Origin of the sequence: Virgibacillus pantothenticus (genome assembly GCF_018075365.1) — a bacterium.
Taxonomy (GTDB): domain Bacteria; phylum Bacillota; class Bacilli; order Bacillales; family Amphibacillaceae; genus Virgibacillus; species Virgibacillus pantothenticus.
In genome coordinates this window covers 294,714-317,771 of the sequence record NZ_CP073011.1, presented here as the reverse complement: position 1 = coordinate 317,771, position 23,058 = coordinate 294,714, and the positions used below count along the sequence as shown (strand labels likewise).

The window sequence follows — 23,058 nt, the reverse complement described above, 5'->3', positions numbered from 1 at the left end:
AAAATGTTTAAAGTAATTAATTGGTATGTCAGCAAAAACGCCACAAAAAAACATAGGCTTCTACTCTTAATGGAGTAAAAGACTATGATATTAACGTTAATAAGAGAGCTTCCAAACGGACTTGAACCGCTGACCCCCACCTTACCATGGTATAAAAAGCAACTTTCAGTTTATGTCATGGCTCGTCAAAAGCTTGTTATGACAATATTTAATGGTAAAGTGATTTTCAATATCAGTCAGTTTTTATAGCAAAAATTAACTTTTAGTCGCTCGTTGGTCACTGTTTGGTCACTATAAAAGAGAAGGTTTTTAGGCCTTCTCTTTGTAGCTAATGATCATTATTAACTTTATCTTTATACTCTTTTATTATTTTTGTATTTAAATCGCTAATCTCTGAAAAATGCCACTCAAAAGTGGTTAAAATTCTATGAATTTCAAATAACATCTCTTCTACTTCTCACCGTCTCCTAAATTCAAATTATTAAAATTAATTAGTATTTCATCTAATTCGCTAGATAACTCTTTAATGTCTTTTAAATTATCAAACTGTTCAACTATCTCATCGTTCTCCATTGCCATTATACCTAGTGAATTTAGAGGGAGGGTATTCTGATTGAGAGTTTTTATAACCGTTAATTAACAAGTGCCTTGCGCTTCTCTAGTGGCTGGTTGATGTGTACCTCCACAGTGGACTTGCACCACTCAGATAGTCGCCATGCCTGGCGCACATAGAAAAAGCCTACTCGTAAGAGTAGGCAATCGGTTATAGTTGTTTTAGGATTTCAATATCACAATTTTCCATTGAGAATTTCTGTAAAAAATCTAAAGCTTCTTTAGTTACTACTAATTCCCCTTTCGAGGAAAGACAGAAATGGTGTCCAGACCATTTCGTAAAATTATCTTCTATTACTTCAATGGTACCCAATGGAATAAATCTACAAAAAGAAGGTATTTTCTTATTTTGGTATAGTTCTTTAAATTCATTAGAAGTAGTGACTAAACATTCTTCTACTTTATAATCTTTAAACTTACTCTTTCTTAATTCATTTTCGACTCTACCTGAAATAATGAAGGCAGGAGTGGCCTCTAAAAGGTCATCTCCTAACCAACCTTCAATTTCATAGTGTAAAAACTTTACCTTTCCAGATATACCTTCCATTTCAATATCTTTTTTTGTTCCATAAACAGTTTTTTCACCGTGACCGCCAGCCACTTCTGGTTCCAGAAAATATAAATCCACTAGAGTTCTTCCTCCTTTTTAAATTATCTTTTAACTCGCGGGTTAAATTTATCACCATATTTCCTATCTAACTCAATCATATAATCTATAAAATCTTGTTTTGTGGGATTAGGATTATTTCTATAAAATCTATTCCATTCTTTACGTATTTTTGATAAATGAATATCATTATTGAATTCTTTTGGGATCCCTCGAAGGTTGGATAATGCATGAATTTCTTCTTTAGAAAATAGCTTAGGATACCTTTTAAGAACTTGTTGTTCAATAGCATGATGTACCACAACACTACCCTTAAGCTCAGGATATTTATCAAAAAAAGTCTTTCTATAATTTGTAACATTTTTAACCTTTTTTGCTGTCTGCTTACCCTTATTCGCAAATTTAAGCGCGCCTTCGCCAGCTTTAAATAGCTTAAAAACTTTTCCTTGAGGCATAAGAGAAGCTGCTGCTATTTCCTTTTCTTGTTGCGTTGCTCTTGGATCCATCACCGTTTTTGCATCATCCCAAATGAGAAAATCAAAAGCTTCCTTTGCTATTTTTCCTCCCATTTCTTTTGCATCATCCATACTTCTTTCTAGCAGTTTTTTTCTGGCTTCTTTGGTCTCCATCGATTTTCAGGAATCGTATCCACTAATTCATATTCTACACTTCCAGATTCGGATTGATATTTTCTTACGATTCTACCATCCACCAATGTATAGTAAGTTCCCTGTCTCACTTTTTTATAGTCCGAGACCTCTACTGCGGAAATTACTTGGTGTTCAATGGTAGAAAATTCTCCTGTAGTTAAACGGTCACCTGATGCTGCTGCAACTGCATGTATAGCCCGGTAGCTGTAATCCATGGTTTTTAATCCAAAATGTTTCTGTAAATATCGAATAGGAATAGCTGCAAATCGAGTATACCTAGAAAGTAGAAGCTTGCCTGCTTCGCCAAGAACCGCCTCTAGCCCAATTGCGTTTCTAACTGCCTTATTCTCAATACCAGCTACAAGTTCTTTGTGAAACTTTTGATCATCTAGTTGCCTTGCTTGGTAGCTGCCAATACGTATCTTCCCATTGTTTCCTAACTCACGGATTTGACTAATATAATTCTTCATCATGCGAATATCTTGTTCTATGGGGTCTAGCTTAGCTGTATTGTGGCGGTCAAAAGCGTGGAGCTTCTCTATCGTCTGACGGTTCAGCTTTTTCGCATGTTGTACTTTATCAAGAAACTCGCCATCGTCTATATTGGGAATGTTAACAATATCTTTGACCGAGTGAAGAACAGCATTTGCCTCATCCGTTAACGCCATGGTAATCTGTTCCATTCGCTCAAAACCTCGTTGCACGTCTTGAGAAAGAAAATCCTCGCGAATAACCCCATCTTTGTTTGGTTCCATGTCTTGAATCGACTTTTTCATTTCCTGTAACGTATCAGAGTAATTCGTAATAAACCCCTCTAGAAACAACAGAAACGGCATATGTACCTCTTGATAGAAGGTTCGAATAGAGTTAGCCGTTTTCCCTTTAAACGCATCCTCCAAAACTATAATGGCTTCTACGCTCTTCTGGATGTTTTTTACTTGTGTATGTATTTGTTCAAGCTGCGATATGGTTTTGTCAATATAGCTATGAAGGTCGCTTACATAAAGCGCCTTAATGAAAATCCCCTCCTATCCCCATTGGTAATCATTTCAATGTAACCCCTTTAGTGCATTATACTAAAAGTGGAAAATATATGGAATTGTTTATGGGAAAACTACATATAAGTGGCAGCATAAAAATATATCTGGCGTATGGGAATATACGCCAGATCAGCTGCGAGAAATGACTACTAAAGTTTGTACCAGATATTTTCATATGGCTGTGGGTTTTGAGCAAAAGAGAGCGACTTATGTTAATTTTGTGCCCCAGATGTTTAACTCTAATTCAGCTCTTAATTTGAATACTACATTTATTTATGTAGTTCTAATTGCTTGTTGTTTACCGCTAATTTAACCTGTGCTTTGTAATCAATTTCAACGTTTTGACACATTTTCTGTTTTTCTTTGTAATCAACCTTAAACAAATGAAGGTGCCTTGCTACCATACGTCTAATTATGTCTGTGGTAAGAACATTCCCCTTATTTTCATCATATAACGGATTTAATTTCAGTATGTGGGATTTTGTATTTATGGTCTAAAGCAATAGATATTCCGATTATTTTCTTTAATACTTGCGGGTTTTCATTGATAACTCTTTTCACTGCATCATAAATATCATTGTTGCCTAATGATTTGGATATAACTTTTAATATGGTGAATGTAAACCAACCAGCTAGCAAAAGTAAAAAGAAATTTTTTCGCTTTTTCCTCAGCTTTATTATCAGTTAATTTATCTAGACCATTATTTCTAATAACTTGTTGCGCTTCGGACAATAAATAATCTTTCTCAGAAGTAATTTGCTTTATAAACACATTTAATAATCTGAGACCAGCCTTCATTTATTAGTTTCCCTTTATCTCTTCCTTCTATATGTCCTGGATAATTTGCCAAGATTTGTCCAATCATTTCTAATTCTTTAAACCCTTGATTAACCGAATTAGATTTATCTATCATTTCATGGTCATTATCTTCCATCTCTGCTACTTCTTCAATATTTAGATTGCGCTCAAGTTCATCTTTATCTTTATGCATTTTTATTCTGTTTTTTTCAACGTCATTTTTTCTTCTACTACTAATTTAGGTAATTCACCAATTAACTCATTTAATACTTCGGTATCACTTTGTAGTAAAATTTCATTATAATCAGGAAAACTTTGTTTTGCAGCATCCAATATCTGTTTTAAAATAAACTCATTTTTAGAAAGATGAATTAAGAACATTAGAATATTTGCATAGTCATCTTTATATAAATTATTCACCATATCCACAACTAATTTTTGAATTCTTTCTTTTTTATTCTCTTTTTCAAGGTTATCAGCTAAATACTTAGCAACAAAATAATAATAAACATAAGCATACTTAAATTTGATTTGATCATAATATTCATACAAAAATGAATATTTTAGAAGTTTATTTTTATATTCTTCAAATCCTATTGACTCCCAATAAACACTATTAAAATCACTATGAACAACATGTACACTTCTCTTTTTAATCTTAAACAGAACATACATTCTATCAAATAGGGAGTTATGGTTTGTATACGCACCTTGAAGATTACATATATGAACTATACACATCAATCGGAATAAAAAATCCTGCTGACTTAGATAAACAAATAAAATAATAGCAAAGAAACTGGGTGTAGATATTATTTATGAAGAAGATAAGCTGTTTAGGTTAGACAACGAAATAAGTTTAATCAGAAACACTGAAAGACAAGATTGGATGGACTTTGGTCATGAAATCGGACATTACCTTAGGCATTGCGGTTGTCAATTGAATATGCACCCTTTGTTTATTGATCTACAGGAATGGCAAGCAAATAACTTTGCGTATCATTTTTGCGTACCAACATTTATGTTGGATAAGCTATACAACTATAAAATATATGACATTATGCAACTATTTAATGTTGATTACGACTTTGCTTATAGAAGATTAGAGATGTATACAAATAAAATGCGAACAGGAGGTTTTTTTGATGAAGGTTATCTCACTAGAGCATAAACGAAGGAAGAAGAAGGCTGAAGAAATAGTAAAAGTTCCACTATATGACAAAGTCTTTATTGATGAAAACGGGAAACTAACAGGTAACATTATTGATTATATCGACACACCTAACCATTGGTTGGAGGAGGAGTAAGCATATGGCCAGAGGGCATTTTAGAAAAAGAAATAACGGTAAATGGCAACTGGAAGTTGATCTAGGTTCCTACATTGATCCTAAAACCGGGACAAAGAAACGTCATAAAAAATATAAAACAATATCCGCAAAAGGATCTAGAGAAGCTGAAAAAGAATTAATTAAATTTGTATCTGAAGTAACAGGTGAGGGCTATCACGAACCAGAAAAAATAAATTTTGTGGACTTTGTACAAAAGGAGTGGTACCCAAAACATGCAGAAATTCACTTATCACATACTACTCTAGCTAATTTCATATTGTATACTTAGAATCGAGAATCTTGCCAGCCTTTAAATATCTACGTATGGATCAGATAAAAGGGAAACATATTGTGGACTTTCTTCATAACTTGCAAGAAGACGGAATGCGATTGGATGGAAAAAAGGGAAGCTTTCTAGTTCAGCTATTTTTTTATCATTATCGCATACTTAATAATATATTTAACTTTGCTGTATCGATTGGAGCAATGAACGAAAATCCATGTAAGAAAATTGATAAACCAAAAGTTGAATACGAGGAAGCGCCAGTATATAGCCTGGAAGAAACCATTGAGTTATTAAAATGTCTCGATAAAGAAAGTGAAGTCCCCCACTGGCAAATTGCAATAAAACTCGCCATAACTGCTGGACTAAGGAGATCAGAACTTTTTGGGATAGATCTAAAAAAGCATATAGATTTAGATAATGGTATTCTACATGTTAGACAAGCATTAACTTATTCCAAACAAAAAGGGTTACAATTTCATGAAATTAAGAAAGGAAATAGACAAGCTAGGAAAAGAGATATTTATTTATCAAAATCCTTACTTAAACCTATAGAAAAATTGATTGCTATACGAAATAAAGAACCCCTTGCTTCAAATAATTATTGGGATGAAGAAAGATGTTTATTGCTTTGTGATGAAAACGGAAAACCTTTTAACCCTAGTTCCTTAAAGAATTGGTGGAAACGTTTCTTGAATCGCCATAACCTCACATATATTAAAATACACTCACTTAGGCATACATCTGCCAGCATTCTTATTAACAAGGGTATAGACGCTAAACCAATACAAGAAAGATTAGGTCACTCCGACATTCAAACAACAATTAATATTTATAGTCATCTTTATAAAGAAACAAATCAAATTGTTTCTGAACAACTAGACGATATTCTGCAATTAAATGATGTTAAGAACCAGTAAAATCCAATAAAAATTACTTTAAACAACGAATTGGTCGGCAAAATGTCGGCAAAAATGCCACAAAAAAACATAGGCTTCTACTCTGTTTGGAGTAAAAGCCTATGATATTAACGTTTATAAGAGAGCTTCCAAGCGGACTTGAACCGCTGACCCCCACCTTACCATGGTGGTGCTCTACCGACTGAGCTATGGAAGCATAAATGGCTCCACAGGTAGGATTCGAACCTACGACCGATCGGTTAACAGCCGATTGCTCTACCACTGAGCTACTGTGGAATAATGTAAATATTACACCTTATTATACCACAAACACAAAAAATAATTACAAAAATATGTATAGTAAAAAGCCTGGCGGCGTCCTACTCTTGCAGGGGCAAAGCCCCAACTACCATCGGCGCTGGAGAGCTTAACTTCTGTGTTCGGCATGGGAACAGGTGTGACCTCTCCGCCATTACTACCAGGCAAAGTTGCTATTTGTTATGTTGTGCTAAAAAATAGGCACAAATCTTATTATAAGCGTTTTTGAGAAAAAATCAAGATTTTTGTTGAAAAAAATCGATTCCTGATTTATACCTCGAAAACTAAATAAGAGATCATCCAACGATTCATCTTCCAAAATGGTTAGTTAAGTCCTCGATCGATTAGTATCCGTCAGCTACACGTGTCACCACGCTTCCACCTCGGACCTATCAACCTCATCATCTCTGAGGGATCTTACTCACTTTTAGTGATGGGAAGTCTCATCTTGAGGGGGGCTTCATGCTTAGATGCTTTCAGCACTTATCCCTGCCACACGTAGCTACCCAGCTATGCTCCTGGCGGAACAACTGGTACACCAGCGGTGTGTCCATCCCGGTCCTCTCGTACTAAGGACAGCTCCTCTCAAACCTCCTGCGCCCACGACGGATAGGGACCGAACTGTCTCACGACGTTCTGAACCCAGCTCGCGTACCGCTTTAATGGGCGAACAGCCCAACCCTTGGGACCGACTACAGCCCCAGGATGCGATGAGCCGACATCGAGGTGCCAAACCTCCCCGTCGATGTGAACTCTTGGGGGAGATAAGCCTGTTATCCCCGGGGTAGCTTTTATCCGTTGAGCGATGGCCCTTCCATGCGGAACCACCGGATCACTAAGCCCGACTTTCGTCCCTGCTCGACTTGTAGGTCTCGCAGTCAAGCTCCCTTCTGCCTTTACACTCTGCGAATGATTTCCAACCATTCTGAGGGAACCTTTGGGCGCCTCCGTTACCTTTTGGGAGGCGACCGCCCCAGTCAAACTGCCCGCCTGACACTGTCTCCGGACCGGATCACGGCCCTGGGTTAGAAGGTTCGTACAGCCAGGGTGGTATCCCACGGTTGCCTCCACGTAAGCTAGCGCTCACGCTTCGATGGCTCCCACCTATCCTGTACAAGCTGTACCAACATTCAATATCAGGCTACAGTAAAGCTCCACGGGGTCTTTCCGTCCTGTCGCGGGTAATGCGCATCTTCACGCATAGTATAATTTCACCGGGTCTCTCGTTGAGACAGTGCCCAAGTCGTTGCACCTTTCGTGCGGGTCGGAACTTACCCGACAAGGAATTTCGCTACCTTAGGACCGTTATAGTTACGGCCGCCGTTTACTGGGGCTTCGGTTCTACGCTTCGTGCCGAAGCACTAACGTTTCCCCTTAACCTTCCAGCACCGGGCAGGTGTCAGCCCCTATACTTCGCCTTTCGGCTTCGCAGAGACCTGTGTTTTTGCTAAACAGTCGCTTGGGCCTATTCACTGCGGCTCCTCCTTAAAGGAGCACCCCTTCTCCCGAAGTTACGGGGTCATTTTGCCGAGTTCCTTAACGAGAGTTCTCCCGCTCACCTTAGGATTCTCTCCTCGCCTACCTGTGTCGGTTTGCGGTACGGGCACCTATGAACTTACTAGAGGCTTTTCTTGGCAGTGTGAAATCCGGAACTTCGGTACTCTATTTCCCTCCCCGTCACAGCTTGAAATTATCGGACGGATTTGCCTATCCGACTTTCTCACTGCTTGGGCGCACACATCCATCCGTGCGCATTCCTTATCCTACTGCGTCCCCCCATCGTTCAAACGTTCATGAGGTGGTACAGGAATATCTACCTGTTGTCCATCGCCTACGCCTTTCGGCCTCGGCTTAGGTCCCGACTAACCCTGAGAGGACGAGCCTTCCTCAGGAAACCTTAGGCATTCGGTGAAAGAGATTCTCACTCTTTTTTCGCTACTCATACCGGCATTCTCACTTCAAAGCGCTCCACCAGTCCTCACGATCTGACTTCACTGCACTTTGAACGCTCTCCTACCATTGTTCGTAGAACAATCCGCAGCTTCGGTGATACGTTTAGCCCCGGTACATTTTCGGCGCAGAGTCACTCGACCAGTGAGCTATTACGCACTCTTTAAATGGTGGCTGCTTCTAAGCCAACATCCTGGTTGTCTGGGCAACTCCACATCCTTTTCCACTTAACGTATACTTTGGGACCTTAGCTGGCGGTCTGGGCTGTTTCCCTTTCGACTATGAACCTTATCACCCATAGTCTGACTCCCAAGGATAAGTAGCTGGCATTCGGAGTTTGACTGAATTCGGTAACCCGATGAGGGCCCCTAGTTCAATCAGTGCTCTACCTCCAGTACTCTTTCCTTGAGGCTAGCCCTAAAGCTATTTCGGAGAGAACCAGCTATCTCCGTGTTCGATTGGCATTTCACCCCTACCCACACCTCATCCCCGCATTTTTCAACATACGTGGGTTCGGGCCTCCAGTCAGTGTTACCTGACCTTCACCCTGGACATGGGTAGATCACACGGTTTCGGGTCTACGACCGCATACTATATCGCCCTATTCAGACTCGCTTTCGCTGCGGCTCCGTGTCTTCCACTTAACCTTGCATACGATCGTAACTCGCCGGTCCATTCTACAAAAGGTACGCCGTCACCCATTAACGGGCTTCGACTACTTGTAGGCACACGGTTTCAGGTTCTCTTTCACTCCCCTCCCGGGGTGCTTTTCACCTTTCCCTCACGGTACTGGTTCACTATCGGTCACTAGGGAGTATTTAGCCTTGGGAGATGGTCCTCCCGGATTCCGACGGAATTCCTCGTGTTCCGCCGTACTCAGGATACACTCCGGAGGAGATTCCTTTTCGATTACAGGGCTGTTACCTTCTTTGGCCAACCTTTCCAGATCGCTTCATCTAAAGAATCTCTTGATAACTCCTATGGAGTGTCCTACAACCCCAGAAGGCAAGCCTTCTGGTTTGGGCTGTTTCCGTTTCGCTCGCCGCTACTTGGGAAATCGCATTTGCTTTCTCTTCCTCCGGGTACTGAGATGTTTCAGTTCCCCGGGTATGCCTCTTCTATCCTATGAATTCAGATAAAAGTACTACTCCATTACGAGCAGTGGGTTCCCCCATTCGGAAATTCCCGGATCGACGTCTACTTACGACTCCCCGGGACATATCGGTGTTAGTCCCGTCCTTCTTCGGCTCCTAGTGCCAAGGCATCCACCGTGCGCCCTTATTCACTTAACTAACTTTCTATTTATGAATAAGCATATTACTTTTCAGCTTTTGGTTTTCTAGCTTCAGCTCATAGCGATTAGCATGACTTCCTTCCTCTCCATACGATAAGTCAATATCGATTCACTTGCGTTCACCGTGTTTCCTTTATCTCCTTCGAGTCAGTCCAGTCTGTACATCGCTACACATTCGCTTCCGCTTTTAGTTTGATGTCGTTGTTACTCTTATTTAGTTTTCAAGGTACAAAAATGGAGCCTAGCGGGATCGAACCGCTGACCTCCTGCGTGCAAGGCAGGCGCTCTCCCAGCTGAGCTAAGGCCCCATATATCTTAATATTCTTTTAGAGATGGTGGGCCTGAGTGGACTTGAACCACCGACCTCACGCTTATCAGGCGTGCGCTCTAACCAGCTGAGCTACAGGCCCATCCTATCATAAGATAAATGATTTTAAACTGTTAAATCACTCTCTCAAAACTGAACCAAACAACCAAGTATGTCTAGGACCGAACTTAGTCGGTTTCCTTATATAATCTAGCTCAAACTCCTAGCAACTAGCGAATTTCCTTCTCCCTCCTACGATAAGTCAACATCAATTCGCCTTTCGGCTCATCGTGTTTCCTTTATCTCGTCGGAAGACGTCCAATTCGTACGTTGCTGAGCAATTGTTTTCGCCTTTTATATTCCAGCTCCAGCGTTCAGCGACTAGTGAAACTTCCTTCACCTCCGTACGATAAGTCAACATCGACTCCCTACAGTCGTCGTGTTTTCTTTATCTCCTTCGGTTCAGTCCAGTTCATACGTCGCTAAACGAACGCTTACGCTTCATCTTATTCCTTAGAAAGGAGGTGATCCAGCCGCACCTTCCGATACGGCTACCTTGTTACGACTTCACCCCAATCATTGGTCCCACCTTCGGCGGCTGGCTCCAAAAGGTTACCTCACCGACTTCGGGTGTTACCAACTCTCGTGGTGTGACGGGCGGTGTGTACAAGACCCGGGAACGTATTCACCGCGGCATGCTGATCCGCGATTACTAGCGATTCCGGCTTCATGCAGGCGAGTTGCAGCCTGCAATCCGAACTGAGAATGGTTTTATGGGATTTGCTTGGCCTCGCGGCTTCGCTGCCCTTTGTTCCATCCATTGTAGCACGTGTGTAGCCCAGGTCATAAGGGGCATGATGATTTGACGTCATCCCCACCTTCCTCCGGTTTGTCACCGGCAGTCACCTTAGAGTGCCCAACTAAATGCTGGCAACTAAGATCAAGGGTTGCGCTCGTTGCGGGACTTAACCCAACATCTCACGACACGAGCTGACGACAACCATGCACCACCTGTCACTCTGTCCCCGAAGGGAACTCCCTATCTCTAGGGGCGTCAGAGGATGTCAAGACCTGGTAAGGTTCTTCGCGTTGCTTCGAATTAAACCACATGCTCCACCGCTTGTGCGGGTCCCCGTCAATTCTTTTGAGTTTCAGCCTTGCGGCCGTACTCCCCAGGCGGAGTGCTTAATGCGTTAACTTCAGCACTAAGGGGCGGAAACCCCCTAACACCTAGCACTCATCGTTTACGGCGTGGACTACCAGGGTATCTAATCCTGTTCGCTACCCACGCTTTCGCACCTCAGCGTCAGTTACAGACCAGAGAGTCGCCTTCGCCACTGGTGTTCCTCCACATCTCTACGCATTTCACCGCTACACGTGGAATTCCACTCTCCTCTTCTGTACTCAAGTCCCCCAGTTTCCAATGGCCCTCCACGGTTAAGCCGTGGGCTTTCACATCAGACTTAAAGGACCGCCTGCGCGCGCTTTACGCCCAATAATTCCGGACAACGCTTGCCCCCTACGTATTACCGCGGCTGCTGGCACGTAGTTAGCCGGGGCTTTCTGGTTAGGTACCGTCAAGGTGCCAACCTATTCGAATGGCACTTGTTCTTCCCTAACAACAGAGTTTTACGATCCGAAAACCTTCATCACTCACGCGGCGTTGCTCCGTCAGACTTTCGTCCATTGCGGAAGATTCCCTACTGCTGCCTCCCGTAGGAGTCTGGGCCGTGTCTCAGTCCCAGTGTGGCCGATCACCCTCTCAGGTCGGCTACGCATCGTCGCCTTGGTGAGCTTTTATCTCACCAACTAGCTAATGCGCCGCGGGCCCATCTGTAAGTGACAGCATATGCCGCCTTTCAACATCTCGTCATGCGACGATATGTATCATCCGGTATTAGCCCCGGTTTCCCGGGGTTATCCCAGTCTTACAGGTAGGTTGCCCACGTGTTACTCACCCGTCCGCCGCTCGTTCCACAAGCGTCACCCCCGAAGGAGATCTGCTTGCTTCCCGCGCTCGACTTGCATGTATTAGGCACGCCGCCAGCGTTCGTCCTGAGCCAAGATCAAACTCTCCATAAAAGTTTGTGATGATGAACACCGTTCTTCATCATTCTTAGCTTCTTCCGAGATTGCTCTCGGTCGATTTTTTAAAAGAAAAACAGAGATTGCTTTTCTTGACATACTGGTTGTTTTGTTCAGTTTTCAAAGAGCAATATTATTAATCTGTCGTTTTTTGCGACAAGATATAATTTATCATGTTTCTCAATGATTGTCAACAGTTTTTTTGAAGTTTTTTATTTCGTTTTTCACTGTTGTTGTGCCTTTTATTGACAACAGAATTTAATATAGCATATATATTTTAAAATGGCAATAGGAAAATCTAAATTTTTCTTTATAAATTATAAATACGCCGTATCTATGCCTGAAAATCAGGATAACCCAATAATCTCAACAGTTTACAGCGCACTTAATCACATGCTCTTGCTTTTAATCGTTTCTATACTTCTAGTCTTTTGTCATACATCTGCCTATTACCTTTCAACTAACAGAAACTGATCAAAAAATCTCGAAATTGTCCATTAATAATGGTATCATTTAAAGTCATATAAGGATTTCCTTGCTAAAGATAACTATCTTTTTTCGAATATCTAACTAAGAAGAATTAGGACCAAAGCAAAAGTCGTCATTTTACTATACATTTTTGTATTTCTTCATTATTTCATTTATTGATTTTTACTTCGTTTAGGCATGTATTTCATACATTCTTTTTCATTCGCTACTCTACGAAATAACTGAAATAACATTTGGTACCTTTCTCTCATGGGTTCTTTAACTATATTATCAATTCGCGAATCCTCTAAATCCATTAAAAGTTCTTCTAGCTCTCTTCGGATCAAATATTCTAATTCCTTTTGTTCCATATTATTAATTAATAAACCTAGCATTTGTTTCACCACCTCACATTTGTTAACCGTTTTGTTTTTTACTGTTTTCAGTTTCTCCTACTCGATCAAAATCATGCAAAACATGTATATAAAATTATTCGCAAAACATATCGAATTATGTCGGTTTTTAGTAATAATTATCGCTTTTATTTTTAATTACTAATAAGCAATTTATTTAGCAAGTGCTTTTATCATTCTTAGTGATAAGGCATAACAAAAGAAGGATACGGGCACTTACAGTTTCCTGTTACAACAATCTTGACATAAGCCTTTTTCTTTTACGATATACCGTTAATCTTAGATTTCTATACCTTCGAAAAAGGCAATCTTCTCCCAAGCGGCCGTTATCTGATTGCCTGGGTTCCCAACAATTCGGATAGTTAGCGCGACCCTTTCTCAAACTTCAAATACTTCATAGTTACGTAAAGCAACCATTAAGGCACTTTAGATGCGCAATAAATGATTCTTGTTCTTAATACTTATACAACAACATAATATGTATTAACGTTCTTTTATACATGCCCTTCAATCTCACTCCAAAACACGCTATAGAACCAAAATCCCGGACGCTCGTTCTCTCTATCTTAAGAGACCTTTTCTTACTATGCATCATACACATTGTAATCAATAGTAAAAGGAGGACAAGCCATGTATATAAGAAACTGGCTGAAATTTCACATCTGTATAAGTTTTTAGTATGCAATCTACTTAAATTTCTTTTATTGCTAATGGATTTATAAAGGAGGAGAAATAGTGCAGCATTTCTATGTATGGCGCTTTAACAAAGGGAAACGATGGTTTGCTGTAGCAGTTGTCGCTCTATTTACAGCAACCTTTCTATGGCTAGAGTGGAATGGAGAATTCACGGTTTTTTCAAACAAGGAGCCCACTGCCATGTCAAAAGGTAATGCAAATGAGAATAATATTGCATTAACCTTTAATATTAGCTGGGGAGAAGAACGCGTTGATCACATTCTAAAACGACTAAAAGAAGAAGGTGTCCAAGCAACCTTCTTTGTAAGTGGGGAGTGGGCGGAAAAGCATCCAGATATTGTTGAAAAAATTACGGAAAACAAGCATGAATTAGGCATGCTTGGCTACCGCTATAAAAGTTACTTGGACCAAGATTTGGAAACTGTAAGCAAGGACTTGCGAAAAGCACGGGAAGTATTCGACAAATTAGGTTATGAAGATGTGAAATTATTACGCCCTCCTAGCGGTCATTTTAATAAAGAAATTATAGAAACAGCTGAAAACATGGGATATAACGTGATTCATTGGAATGTGAATCCACATGATTGGAAAAATCCTGGTTCAAATACAATTGTAGATTATGTCATGAAACATACAACCAATGGAGATATCATTTTACTTCATGCCTCCGATTCAGTGAAACAGACTGCTAAAGCACTAGAAACAATACTACCCGGCTTAAAGAATAAAGGGTTTTCATTTGTTTCTATGACTGAATTAATTAATCAAGCCCATGCCAGCGCGGAATTAGTTGAATAAAGCAAATCTTCAACTATTTGAGGGCATTTATTCCCACTGATGTTCGTACCATATGTATGACCTAAAAGGTATTTAAATAGGGCATTCAGATGCTGTATCTCCCACTTAGACTTGTTGCAATACAGATTTGAAGTGGGAGTCTTCCAGCACCTTATATACGTATAAATACCCCTAATCATGACCACCCGTCCAACGGGTGGTTTGCACATCGGCTATAAGCCTAAACTACCGACCAGCGTCTAAAGGCGCTGGCTTTCATTCAGTATTCAAGCCTCATTGCCTTTGCCTTTTTTGCTTACCCCTAAAGGAGTATCAGTATTTCTTGCACCCTTAAAAGGCTCTTCACACTCCCTTACGCTTAACTTATCTAATGTCTTGCTCTTGGATATATTTTTTTATCGTTGCTTCATTCAGTCCCACTGTACTTACATAATAGCCTTCCGTCCAAAAGTGCCTATTACCAAACTTATATTTCAAATTAGCATGCTTATCAAAAATCATAAGGGCGCTTTTTCCTTTTAGATATCCCATAAAGTTGGATCCCGCTACTTTTGGTGGAATACTCACTAACATATGCACATGATCAGGCATAAGATGACCTTCTATTATTCCCACTCCCTTATATTTACACAGTGTTAGTAATGCTTCTCCGATATTGATTATAAATTATTTTTCGTCTATACTTTGGAGTGAACACAATATGGTATTTACATAACCATTTTGTGTGTGCCAAACTATTCGCTTTTTTAGCCAATTTACTCACTTTCCTTTCTATAGTTTAGAGGCTTGAACAATCTCTATAATAGAAGAAAGTGAGTGTTTTATTTGGTATAACCATTGGTTTCCCACCCGCATAGCAGGTGGTTTTCTGTTTCGCACGCTGTCGCGAGCTCAACGGACTAAAGTCATAAGAAAGTAAAGATGCGTCGATGACATCATCGACGCATTTACTGTAGAGCGTATGACATAAAATGAAATATTCAAGTACACGCACAGCTATGACCTAAAGGTCTCTAAAAAGCATCGAACATGTGACTTGCAGTTGAATCCTCCGCTTATCTTTTTGGATTTTACCTCGCAGTATTTGATGACAAGATATTATTGCCAGTTACATATGATGAAACATTCCACCCTTTAACCTTTTGCTTTTTCTTTTATTGTTGCTCTATTTGAAGATGTAGCTTGAGAACTAGCATTATTCTGGTTGATTCGATGTAGTGCCAATAATTGATATGTATTACAAGCTAACAAAGGAATGATCATTAACCAAGCATAATCTGTACCTTCTGTTCGCAATCCTGGCACCCATTCAATAGTCGTGATTACTACCATTAAAAACAATGCAGGGATAAACGCTTGCTTGTTCGTTTCTTTTGCTTTAATGGTTGAAACAATCCATCCGTAAGCTAATATAGCTGCCGCCATTAAGATATACCAATAAACAGCCACTTCTCCTTTTGTTGCTTGGTATGGAAAATAAACTAAATCAAACACGACAAATGCAATTAATAATACTTGCACGGTTGGCCAAAAAGAACGAAACAATCCTAAACCAAAGCGGTTAATAAATAAAAATGCAAAAAAACCTGTCTGACTGACAACACTAAATACGAGCCCCAACCCGATAAAAAAGATAATTAACCCCAATAATTCCATCCAATTTATCGGGTCAAGATTTGCAGCGTAATCCTCTGCTTTTACAAAAAAGCTTGTAATAAGTCCTACTACACCACCTATAATCAACGTTTTAAAAAAGAAATTGACTAATTTTCGAGTGTTCAAAACCCTTATCCCCCTAAACTTTATAACGTATTATTTTAACCATTATCCAGTAGGCGATTTTTATCCAACGAAAAAAGCCACACCTTAATCATTGGTTTTCTATCTCCCCACTGATTATTAGAATTGGGCATTTGACTTGCAATTGAAATCCTCTCCCTTATCCCCCTTAATTTTCAACTCGTAGCGATGGAAAACAGCTTTATTGCCAGCTACCTCCGAAATAAAGCAATATAGCAGCTGTACTCCATGTCCAATTTCCCTACAATGGATACAGATTTTTCTGGAACATCTTACATACGGACAAACTTGCCTTCCTCTCCCGTATTCTATCATGAAGTAACCGTTTTTTCCTTATATAACGAATATTTTTCTCTGTATCCACGCACATTAAAACAGAGAAGGAAGGAGGATTTCCAAAGTGAATTTGAATCGATTAAGAATCCTTGGCATCGCTGTTATCGTTTCTTTCATTCTTATCAGTGGGTGTACCGATGGAAATGCCTCGGACAAAGAAGGAGATTATGATACAACAAAGAAAATGGTTGTTGATATATTACAAACAGAAGATGGAAAAAAAGCAATACGTGAGTTAATGACAGACGAAAAAATGAAACAAGAGCTTGTCTTGGATTCTGACGTTGTAAAGAAATCCATTAACGAAGCGCTTGTATCTGAAAAAGGAAAACAAATGTGGACAACGCTGTTCCAGGATACCGATTTTGTTAAAGAATATACTAAATCTATGCAAGAAGAACATAAGAAGCTAATGAAGAGCTTGATGAATGATGCAGGTTTTCAAAAACAAATGCTTGAATTATTGCAAAATCCTGAGATGACCGATCAAATACTCCAAGTAGTGAAAAGCCAGCAATTTCGTGAGCACCTTGAAGAAACTATTCAACAAACGCTTGAAACTCCACTTTTCCAAGAAAAAATGCAAGAAACACTTCTAAAAGCTGCTGAAAAGCAAGGCAAACAAAAGAAAGAAGAAGAAGGAGGAAAAGGGGAAGGCGGGGAAGGCGGGGAAGGCGGCGGCGGAGCAGGTGAAGCTGGAGGAGGAGGCTAAAAAAACAAAAAGCATAAACGCCTTGACCCTACCAGATAAACTGAATCTACAATCATTGGGGGGGTATTTCATCTCTCACTGATTGTTAGTACCGTAATGGTATGACCTAAACACCTCTAAACGAATCGGGCATTTAGGTACTGTTATCTCCCACTTAACTTGTTATAGTATGGATTTTCCGGTTCTTGAAGTGGGAGTCTTACAGCACCACCTTATATGCAGGATAAACTGAAATCAGACGACGATACAATTTAAATCACTGTAGAATAGAAGCGCCTTATGATCTAGTGCTTGAGAATGTACCAAATTACCAAATGGCATCCGACATTAAAAAGCAGTGAATTGTGTTAGTTTCTTATCTTACCGCTAATCTATCCCGTTAAACATGTACAATAATTGTTTGCTACTGTTCCTGCAAACGTTAGAAAAACTTGGCTTGTCGCCAAGTCTTATGGCGGAAGCCTTTGTTTTTCTTATACTATAAACCAAAAAAATCTTATACTTTCCTATAGTGGAACAAAGGCGCGGGGCGCCCGTTTAGCAACGTAGCGAATGGAATGAATCAACTAAAGATAAAGGAATCATGCCACTAAAAACAAGGGTATGCCGACGCCTGAGCGGCAAGCCCGTTTTTAGTCGGCCCTCCTCTTTGCGACGAACCGATCATGACTTATCGTAGGGCGCATTTCTAAGTCGCCTAGTTGCTGGGCTCATGCGCCGGACGTAGCTACTCGGTTATTCCGGCACCTAATTTTATACTTTCTTAGTCTTATAAAGAAAAGACGTCTCAAGATTACTAAATCAACGCTTGAGACGTCCTCTACAATTTTATTCTTCCAATTGAGCCACTATTTTAGCCGCAATTTTGTGGTATGCTTGTCCAATTGGATGATCCTGCTGATAAATAGATGGAGCAAAAACATCCTCTTCCTCATACGGCTGCTGCAATGGCAATTGACCAAGTACTTTTGTTTTCAACACTTCCGCCAATTTCTTGCCACCGCCTTGACCAAATACATATTCCTTCTGACCTGTAAGCTCACTTTCAAAATAAGCCATATTTTCAATAACACCTAGAATTTCATGCTCTGTTTTTAATGCCATTTGACCGGCACGAGCTGCAACAAATGCAGCTGTTGGATGTGGAGTTGTAACAATTACTTCCTTACAGGATGGAAGAAGCTCATGTACATCCATTGCAATGTCGCCCGTTCCAGGTGGTAGATCAAGCAATAAATAATCTAGATCCCCCCACTCGACTTCCTTAAAGAAGCTATTTAACATTTTTCCGAGCATTGGACCCCGCCAAATAATCGGAGAATTATCTTCTACAAAAAAGCCCATTGAGATGACTTTCACACCAAACCGTTCCACAGGGATAATTTTTTCGCCACGAACCTTTGGACGTTCTTCCACTCCCATCATATCTGGGACACTAAAGCCATAAATATCCGCATCAATAATTCCGACTTTTTTTCCTAAACGTTTTAAGGACATCGCTAAATTAACGGTGACAGTGGACTTACCAACGCCACCTTTACCACTGGAAACAGCAATAAACTTCGTACCGCTATTCCCCCCCATTAACGCAGCCTCTTGCTCTTTTTCAGCAGCAGGTTGATATTTCTTTATAACGTCATCTGGTAACTGTTCAAACCGTAAACCTACTGTAGACGCTCCATTTCTCTTAAGGATTCCGACAATCTCTTGTTGCAGTTGCATCTGTTCAGCAGTATTGGTTTTAGAAATACCAATTTTTACACTCACATGGTTCTTGTCTTCTTTAATATTAACTTCCTTTATACCTTCAGTTTCTTCTAACGATATATGTAAAAACGGATCTCTAACAGGGTTAAGCAGCTGAATTACTTCTTCCTTCGTTAGCATCGAAATCACCATCCCTTTGTAAATGCATACAACGTCAGTATAACATAAAATAAAGCATCCATCAGTTTATGAGATTGCCTATCATTTATCAGTAATTCCGTTCAGCTAGTGAAAGCGTACTAGTTGCAAAAGGCTGTTCCATTACTTACCTAATTCATTGTTTTTCCATGTATTGACTAACAAGACTTGTCCTTAAAATAAATAATGAGCGCTTCTAAGCACTCATAGTTTATATACGTTTGTTTAGCCCAAATTCTCTAACTAACTCTCTTCTCCCTCATCCTTTATCTCCTCTGTAATATAACGCAGAATACCTTTATAAATGCTTGCTGCGACTTTTTGCTGATAATCCGAATCCTTCAACAATTCCCGTTCTTCTGCATTGGATAAGAAACCGATTTCTACTAGTGCACCCGGCACTTCCGCATGCTTTAGTAAATAAACATTATTAATCGCTAGTGCCGCACGATTGGTATTCTCCAAATTGCGGATCAACTCTGCCTGAATCATTTCTGCCAAATGCTTATTTTCGTCCTTAAGAGGATTATAAAACGTCTGAGCCCCTCTCCATTTAGACGAAGGTAGCGCGTTTAAGTGCAATGTAATAAAAAAGTCAGCTTCTTTTTTATTGATAAATGCTAAACGGTTACGAATATCCTCTGATTTTCTTTTAGATAACCCTTTTACATCTGGTGAAGCGAGATCTTTATCTGTTTCCCGTGTTAAGTACACGATTGCTCCAACTTGCTGTAAATATTTTTGTACTTTTTTAGAAACTTCTAAGGATATGTCCTTTTCCTGTGTATCATCCTTCCCAACAGCACCACCATCCGGTCCGCCATGCCCGGGATCAATCACAATTGTCTTCCCGGATAAGGGTAATGAAAAGGAAGATCCTACATTAAAAGATAGTTGATTGGTAATCGGCAACTGAATAAGATACCCTAAAACAAATACTCCTACTAACCAAAGCACTATTTTATACCATTGCTTCAACTGCTAGCCCCCTTTTTCCACTCAGATCTAATATCTTTAAAATGCTCATCTTCAAGAGACAAGAACCTATAATGCGCTATTCTTTAATCAACAGAGCGCAGAAAATTTCAGCACTAATACAGCGTGCGAAGAATAGTGTTTTCCTTTGTTTAGGACACTGATCATAAAAGCGATTCAACAGGTAAGCGAGGATGGCAACGACAGGCTGCATGTAGTAAAAATTTTATTTTATAAAGTCCCCCGAATCGTCTTTTTCTACTTTTACCTGTAGGGAATTTCTACTGTACTAAAATTCGCTTTATTCTCTTCTATAGTCTATGGGACAGGCAATGGAATTATGTCTACGTAATAGGATGAATATTGATTTCACCTTCGTTTACAATTTGGCATTTCGTGGTATATTAAAGAAATACATCAATATATTAAAAAAGGAGAGAGCCAAATGGATTGGTTAGGCCTCGGAGTTACTATTTTTGGAGTTGCTTTCCTAATACTCTCTATTATATTAATTAAACCGCTATTAAACCTAGCAAGAGTACTAAGCAACCTACAGAAAACAACGAACAAATTGCCAGAACAAGTGGAGGAACTTACTAATCAAGCTGCAGACACCCTAAGTACTGGACATGAGACGCTCCATGAAGTAAATAAGCAAGTTAAAGAATTAACGCCTATTTTTCATATGGTTGGAGGAGCTTCAAGAGCCGCTAACGCCGCTTCATCCTCCATGGTAAATGCTGTAATGAGCGTACAAAATTCATCAACAGAAGGAAATGTATTTACAAATAAACATCATCTCGAAGGTATTTACGGCCTTGCTACGATAGCTTACTATGCAATCAAGCAAAGCAAGAAACAACCAGCTGCTGATAATCCTAAATAACATATTTATTTTTAATCAGGACAATCATTCACCTCACCTACATTACTAATGATTGTCTCTTTTACATTCCATTTCACTTAGTAATAATAAAATGATTCAATCAGTAGATTGTCTTTAATCCCGCTGCAAGGTTATGACCTAAAGACCTTTGAACTGGAACGACGTTTTCGATTAGGAAAATTACTTCTACATAAAGGAATCACGGTGAGGCGACGAACCGATGAGGACTTATCGTAGGGCGATTTCGTGAAGTCGCATCGTTGCTGGGCTCATGCGCCGGACGTGGCTATTCAGTTATTCCCTTATCCCAATGCAACAAATTTTATACTTTCTTATTCCTTTAGAAAAACTTGGCTTGTCGCCAAGTTTATGGCGGAAGCTTTTGTTTTTCTTATACTATAAACCAAAAAAATCTTATACTTTCCTATAGTGGAACAAAGGCTCGGAGCGCCCGTTTAGCAACGTAGCGAATGGAACGAATCAACTGAGATAAAGGAATCATGCCACTAAAACAGGGGTATGCCGACATATGGGCGGCAAGCCCGTTTTAAGTCGGCCTTCCTCTTTGCGACGAACCGATGAGGACTTATCGTAGGGCGCATTTCTGAAGTCGCATCGTTGCTGGGCTCATGCGCCGGACGTGACTATTCGGTTATTTCCTTATCCAAAGCACCTCATTTTATACTTTTGTATGAAAAAACAACTCTATTTAACTTATCTAACTCATTTATTTTAGACAGTATTTTAAGAATCTAAACATTATAAAGCAAAAGTTTTTTCATGATAGATGGTGGCTCGCGCTCTAGGCAAGCCATGCTGGTTTCTTACCTTATAAAAAAGGCAACTTTTATGAGTCTTGGTTTTTCTCTCATCAGTTGCCTTTATTGCTTTGGAGCGGCTTGTTTTTGCTAATTATTCGTATGGTTATTCACTGCTGCACCTTGTTTTTGCTGCTTTTTTTGCTGTCTGCGTTTTTTTAACCAATCATACCCCGTTGTAAAAGAACCATATAAGCTCCCGGATTTCTTTTTACCCATAGGATCACTTCCATTGTCGGACTTGTTCTTTAATGACTCTGTCACTTGTACGAGTGAGGAGGAAAATTTGCGCGTCACATTTCCCACATCTCCTACTACATAAAACAATGGGCTAAGCTGCTTCATCTTATCGTTGATATCCTCTAACGTATGATTGCTTTCTTTAATCAGCCCTGTTGTTTCTTTAACCATTGCGTTCATTTGATCTGGTACTTGCTCGACTGTTTTTTCAACACCTCGAAGAACACCTGCCAAGTTATTTAGAGCATATGACACGAATATGGCCGCAATAAAAAATGCAATGCCAATTAATAATACACCAATTTCTAATAACATCCTTATCCCTCTTTTCCTGTTTGATCGATTGAATCACTTGTTTTTTTTGCAGCTGTATTTGCTCCTTTCCATTGCTTATATAAATAAGAAGCTGCTGCTGACCAACGTATCCCTTCCACATAAAGTTTTGTTTCTTCTTCTAATTCATTACTCGTTAATGTTGGCTTTGTTTTTTGTATAGCCTGATTAATATGATTGACAGAGTGTCCCAAATTTTCAGCGGTGTCAAATAAGGAATCCGTGGCTTGTAATTTTTCCCCTATATCATCTACCGTTACTTGGGTTTGATGTAGTGTGTTTTGTAGCTCCGGTATCGTTTGTTGCATATCTGTTTCAACTTGTCCTAAAGTGCTCCCTGCTGTTCTTAATAATTTGGTGAAACGATGTAATACGATAACAATAAAAACAACTGTCAGCGCAAAAGCAACAGCTATTATTAATAATGTCAAATATAAAACGTCTTCCACTTAAAATTTCCCCCTTTCTTTATAATGCATTATACCACTGGCAAGATAGATTGAAAC

21 protein-coding genes, 4 tRNA genes, 3 rRNA genes and 1 pseudogene are annotated in these 23,058 nt (G+C 39.7%); 8 read left to right on the top strand and 21 right to left on the bottom strand.

The genetic code is table 11. The features are described from left to right. Nucleotides 1-84 precede the first annotated feature (84 nt). Entirely contained in the window at nucleotides 85-249 is a 165-nt protein-coding gene (locus tag KBP50_RS01555; RefSeq protein WP_156875322.1) for a hypothetical protein, read from the top strand. Between the two features lie 514 nt (nucleotides 250-763). On the opposite strand, the gene KBP50_RS01550 is transcribed toward KBP50_RS01555, so the two are convergent. The 6 genes from KBP50_RS01550 to KBP50_RS01530 all read right to left on the bottom strand — a co-directional run bounded on the left by KBP50_RS01550 (nucleotide 764) and on the right by KBP50_RS01530 (nucleotide 4,383). Further along, a complete protein-coding gene (locus KBP50_RS01550; protein ID WP_050349683.1) occupies nucleotides 764-1,240 on the bottom strand; it encodes a hypothetical protein in 477 nt (158 codons plus the stop codon). Between the two features lie 23 nt (nucleotides 1,241-1,263). Next, entirely contained in the window at nucleotides 1,264-1,848 is a 585-nt protein-coding gene (locus tag KBP50_RS01545; protein WP_050349682.1) for a hypothetical protein, read from the bottom strand. After that, nucleotides 1,815-2,885: a ribonuclease YeeF family protein gene (locus KBP50_RS01540; protein WP_280528739.1), complete on the bottom strand. Its 1,071-nt coding sequence runs from the start codon at nucleotides 2,883-2,885 to the stop codon at nucleotides 1,815-1,817. The genes KBP50_RS01545 and KBP50_RS01540 overlap by 34 nt, the downstream gene beginning before the upstream one ends. 293 nt (nucleotides 2,886-3,178) lie before the next feature. Continuing rightward, the gene (locus KBP50_RS22380; protein WP_280528728.1) at nucleotides 3,179-3,313 is read right to left on the bottom strand and encodes a hypothetical protein; all 135 of its coding nucleotides are present in this window, start codon (nucleotides 3,311-3,313) and stop codon (nucleotides 3,179-3,181) included. A gap of 342 nt (nucleotides 3,314-3,655) precedes the next feature. Continuing rightward, entirely contained in the window at nucleotides 3,656-3,901 is a 246-nt protein-coding gene (locus tag KBP50_RS01535) for a hypothetical protein (protein ID WP_050349680.1), read from the bottom strand. Nucleotides 3,902-3,903: 2 nt separating this feature from the next. After that, on the bottom strand, nucleotides 3,904-4,383 hold the full coding sequence (locus KBP50_RS01530; protein ID WP_050349679.1) for a hypothetical protein: 480 nt from the start codon (nucleotides 4,381-4,383) through the stop codon (nucleotides 3,904-3,906). A gap of 214 nt (nucleotides 4,384-4,597) precedes the next feature. On the opposite strand from KBP50_RS01530, the gene KBP50_RS21955 reads away from it, so the two are divergent. Genes KBP50_RS21955 through KBP50_RS01510 form a run of 4 tightly spaced genes read left to right on the top strand, consistent with a single transcriptional unit; the run spans nucleotide 4,598 to nucleotide 6,239 of the window. Continuing rightward, nucleotides 4,598-4,879 (top strand): ImmA/IrrE family metallo-endopeptidase, encoded by a 282-nt coding sequence (locus KBP50_RS21955; RefSeq protein ID WP_236691341.1) that lies wholly within the window; start codon nucleotides 4,598-4,600, stop codon nucleotides 4,877-4,879. After that, nucleotides 4,854-5,015, top strand: coding sequence for a hypothetical protein (locus KBP50_RS01520; RefSeq protein WP_157858424.1), 162 nt, complete (start codon nucleotides 4,854-4,856; stop codon nucleotides 5,013-5,015). Before KBP50_RS21955 ends, KBP50_RS01520 begins: the two co-directional genes overlap by 26 nt. A gap of 4 nt (nucleotides 5,016-5,019) precedes the next feature. Then, nucleotides 5,020-5,325: a hypothetical protein gene (locus tag KBP50_RS01515; protein WP_050349678.1), complete on the top strand. Its 306-nt coding sequence runs from the start codon at nucleotides 5,020-5,022 to the stop codon at nucleotides 5,323-5,325. 35 nt (nucleotides 5,326-5,360) lie between these two features. Next, nucleotides 5,361-6,239, top strand: coding sequence for a site-specific integrase (locus KBP50_RS01510; protein ID WP_139325395.1), 879 nt, complete (start codon nucleotides 5,361-5,363; stop codon nucleotides 6,237-6,239). 123 nt (nucleotides 6,240-6,362) lie between these two features. Here KBP50_RS01510 and KBP50_RS01505 read toward each other — a convergent pair. The 9 genes from KBP50_RS01505 to KBP50_RS01470 all read right to left on the bottom strand — a co-directional run bounded on the left by KBP50_RS01505 (nucleotide 6,363) and on the right by KBP50_RS01470 (nucleotide 13,035). After that, nucleotides 6,363-6,435, bottom strand: a tRNA-Thr gene (locus tag KBP50_RS01505). A gap of 5 nt (nucleotides 6,436-6,440) precedes the next feature. Next, nucleotides 6,441-6,515: transfer RNA gene (locus tag KBP50_RS01500), tRNA-Asn, on the bottom strand. Between the two features lie 70 nt (nucleotides 6,516-6,585). After that, nucleotides 6,586-6,701: ribosomal RNA gene (rrf, locus tag KBP50_RS01495) — 5S ribosomal RNA — on the bottom strand. Nucleotides 6,702-6,860: 159 nt separating this feature from the next. Further along, nucleotides 6,861-9,778 (bottom strand): 23S ribosomal RNA (locus tag KBP50_RS01490). A 237-nt stretch (nucleotides 9,779-10,015) separates the two neighbouring features. After that, nucleotides 10,016-10,088 (bottom strand) — tRNA-Ala (locus KBP50_RS01485). Nucleotides 10,089-10,113: 25 nt separating this feature from the next. Continuing rightward, nucleotides 10,114-10,190, bottom strand: a tRNA-Ile gene (locus KBP50_RS01480). Nucleotides 10,191-10,355: 165 nt separating this feature from the next. Beyond that, nucleotides 10,356-10,487 (bottom strand): hypothetical protein, encoded by a 132-nt coding sequence (locus KBP50_RS22375; protein ID WP_280528727.1) that lies wholly within the window; start codon nucleotides 10,485-10,487, stop codon nucleotides 10,356-10,358. Between the two features lie 117 nt (nucleotides 10,488-10,604). Then, nucleotides 10,605-12,169, bottom strand: a 16S ribosomal RNA gene (locus KBP50_RS01475). The 16S, 23S and 5S rRNA genes sit together here with 4 tRNA genes alongside, the layout of an rRNA operon. Nucleotides 12,170-12,813: 644 nt before the next feature. Then, nucleotides 12,814-13,035, bottom strand: a complete 222-nt coding sequence (locus KBP50_RS01470; protein ID WP_050349542.1) for a hypothetical protein — start codon at nucleotides 13,033-13,035, stop codon at nucleotides 12,814-12,816. Between the two features lie 753 nt (nucleotides 13,036-13,788). On the opposite strand from KBP50_RS01470, the gene pdaB reads away from it, so the two are divergent. Beyond that, nucleotides 13,789-14,547, top strand: a complete 759-nt coding sequence (pdaB, locus tag KBP50_RS01465) for a polysaccharide deacetylase family sporulation protein PdaB (protein WP_050349543.1) — start codon at nucleotides 13,789-13,791, stop codon at nucleotides 14,545-14,547. 266 nt (nucleotides 14,548-14,813) lie between these two features. Here pdaB and tnpA read toward each other — a convergent pair. Both tnpA and KBP50_RS01455 read right to left on the bottom strand, forming a co-directional pair. Then, nucleotides 14,814-15,301 (bottom strand): annotated as a pseudogene (gene tnpA / locus KBP50_RS01460) (IS200/IS605 family transposase). 380 nt (nucleotides 15,302-15,681) lie between these two features. Next, entirely contained in the window at nucleotides 15,682-16,329 is a 648-nt protein-coding gene (locus tag KBP50_RS01455; protein WP_050349544.1) for a KinB-signaling pathway activation protein, read from the bottom strand. Nucleotides 16,330-16,747: 418 nt separating this feature from the next. Between KBP50_RS01455 and gerD the strand changes: the two genes are divergently transcribed. After that, entirely contained in the window at nucleotides 16,748-17,395 is a 648-nt protein-coding gene (gerD, locus tag KBP50_RS01450; RefSeq protein WP_236691332.1) for a spore germination lipoprotein GerD, read from the top strand. An 828-nt stretch (nucleotides 17,396-18,223) separates the two neighbouring features. Here the strand turns inward: gerD and KBP50_RS01445 are convergent. Both KBP50_RS01445 and cwlD read right to left on the bottom strand, forming a co-directional pair. Further along, nucleotides 18,224-19,282 (bottom strand): Mrp/NBP35 family ATP-binding protein, encoded by a 1,059-nt coding sequence (locus KBP50_RS01445; RefSeq protein WP_050349545.1) that lies wholly within the window; start codon nucleotides 19,280-19,282, stop codon nucleotides 18,224-18,226. 261 nt (nucleotides 19,283-19,543) lie between these two features. Continuing rightward, nucleotides 19,544-20,278, bottom strand: coding sequence for an N-acetylmuramoyl-L-alanine amidase CwlD (gene cwlD, locus KBP50_RS01440; RefSeq protein ID WP_050349546.1), 735 nt, complete (start codon nucleotides 20,276-20,278; stop codon nucleotides 19,544-19,546). Nucleotides 20,279-20,720: 442 nt separating this feature from the next. On the opposite strand from cwlD, the gene KBP50_RS01435 reads away from it, so the two are divergent. After that, a complete protein-coding gene (locus KBP50_RS01435; protein ID WP_050349547.1) occupies nucleotides 20,721-21,161 on the top strand; it encodes a DUF948 domain-containing protein in 441 nt (146 codons plus the stop codon). Between the two features lie 908 nt (nucleotides 21,162-22,069). Here the strand turns inward: KBP50_RS01435 and KBP50_RS01430 are convergent. Continuing rightward, on the bottom strand, nucleotides 22,070-22,534 hold the full coding sequence (locus KBP50_RS01430) for a DUF948 domain-containing protein (RefSeq protein ID WP_050349548.1): 465 nt from the start codon (nucleotides 22,532-22,534) through the stop codon (nucleotides 22,070-22,072). A 2-nt stretch (nucleotides 22,535-22,536) separates the two neighbouring features. Further along, nucleotides 22,537-23,001 (bottom strand): DUF948 domain-containing protein, encoded by a 465-nt coding sequence (locus KBP50_RS01425; RefSeq protein WP_050349549.1) that lies wholly within the window; start codon nucleotides 22,999-23,001, stop codon nucleotides 22,537-22,539. Nucleotides 23,002-23,058: the final 57 nt, after the last annotated feature.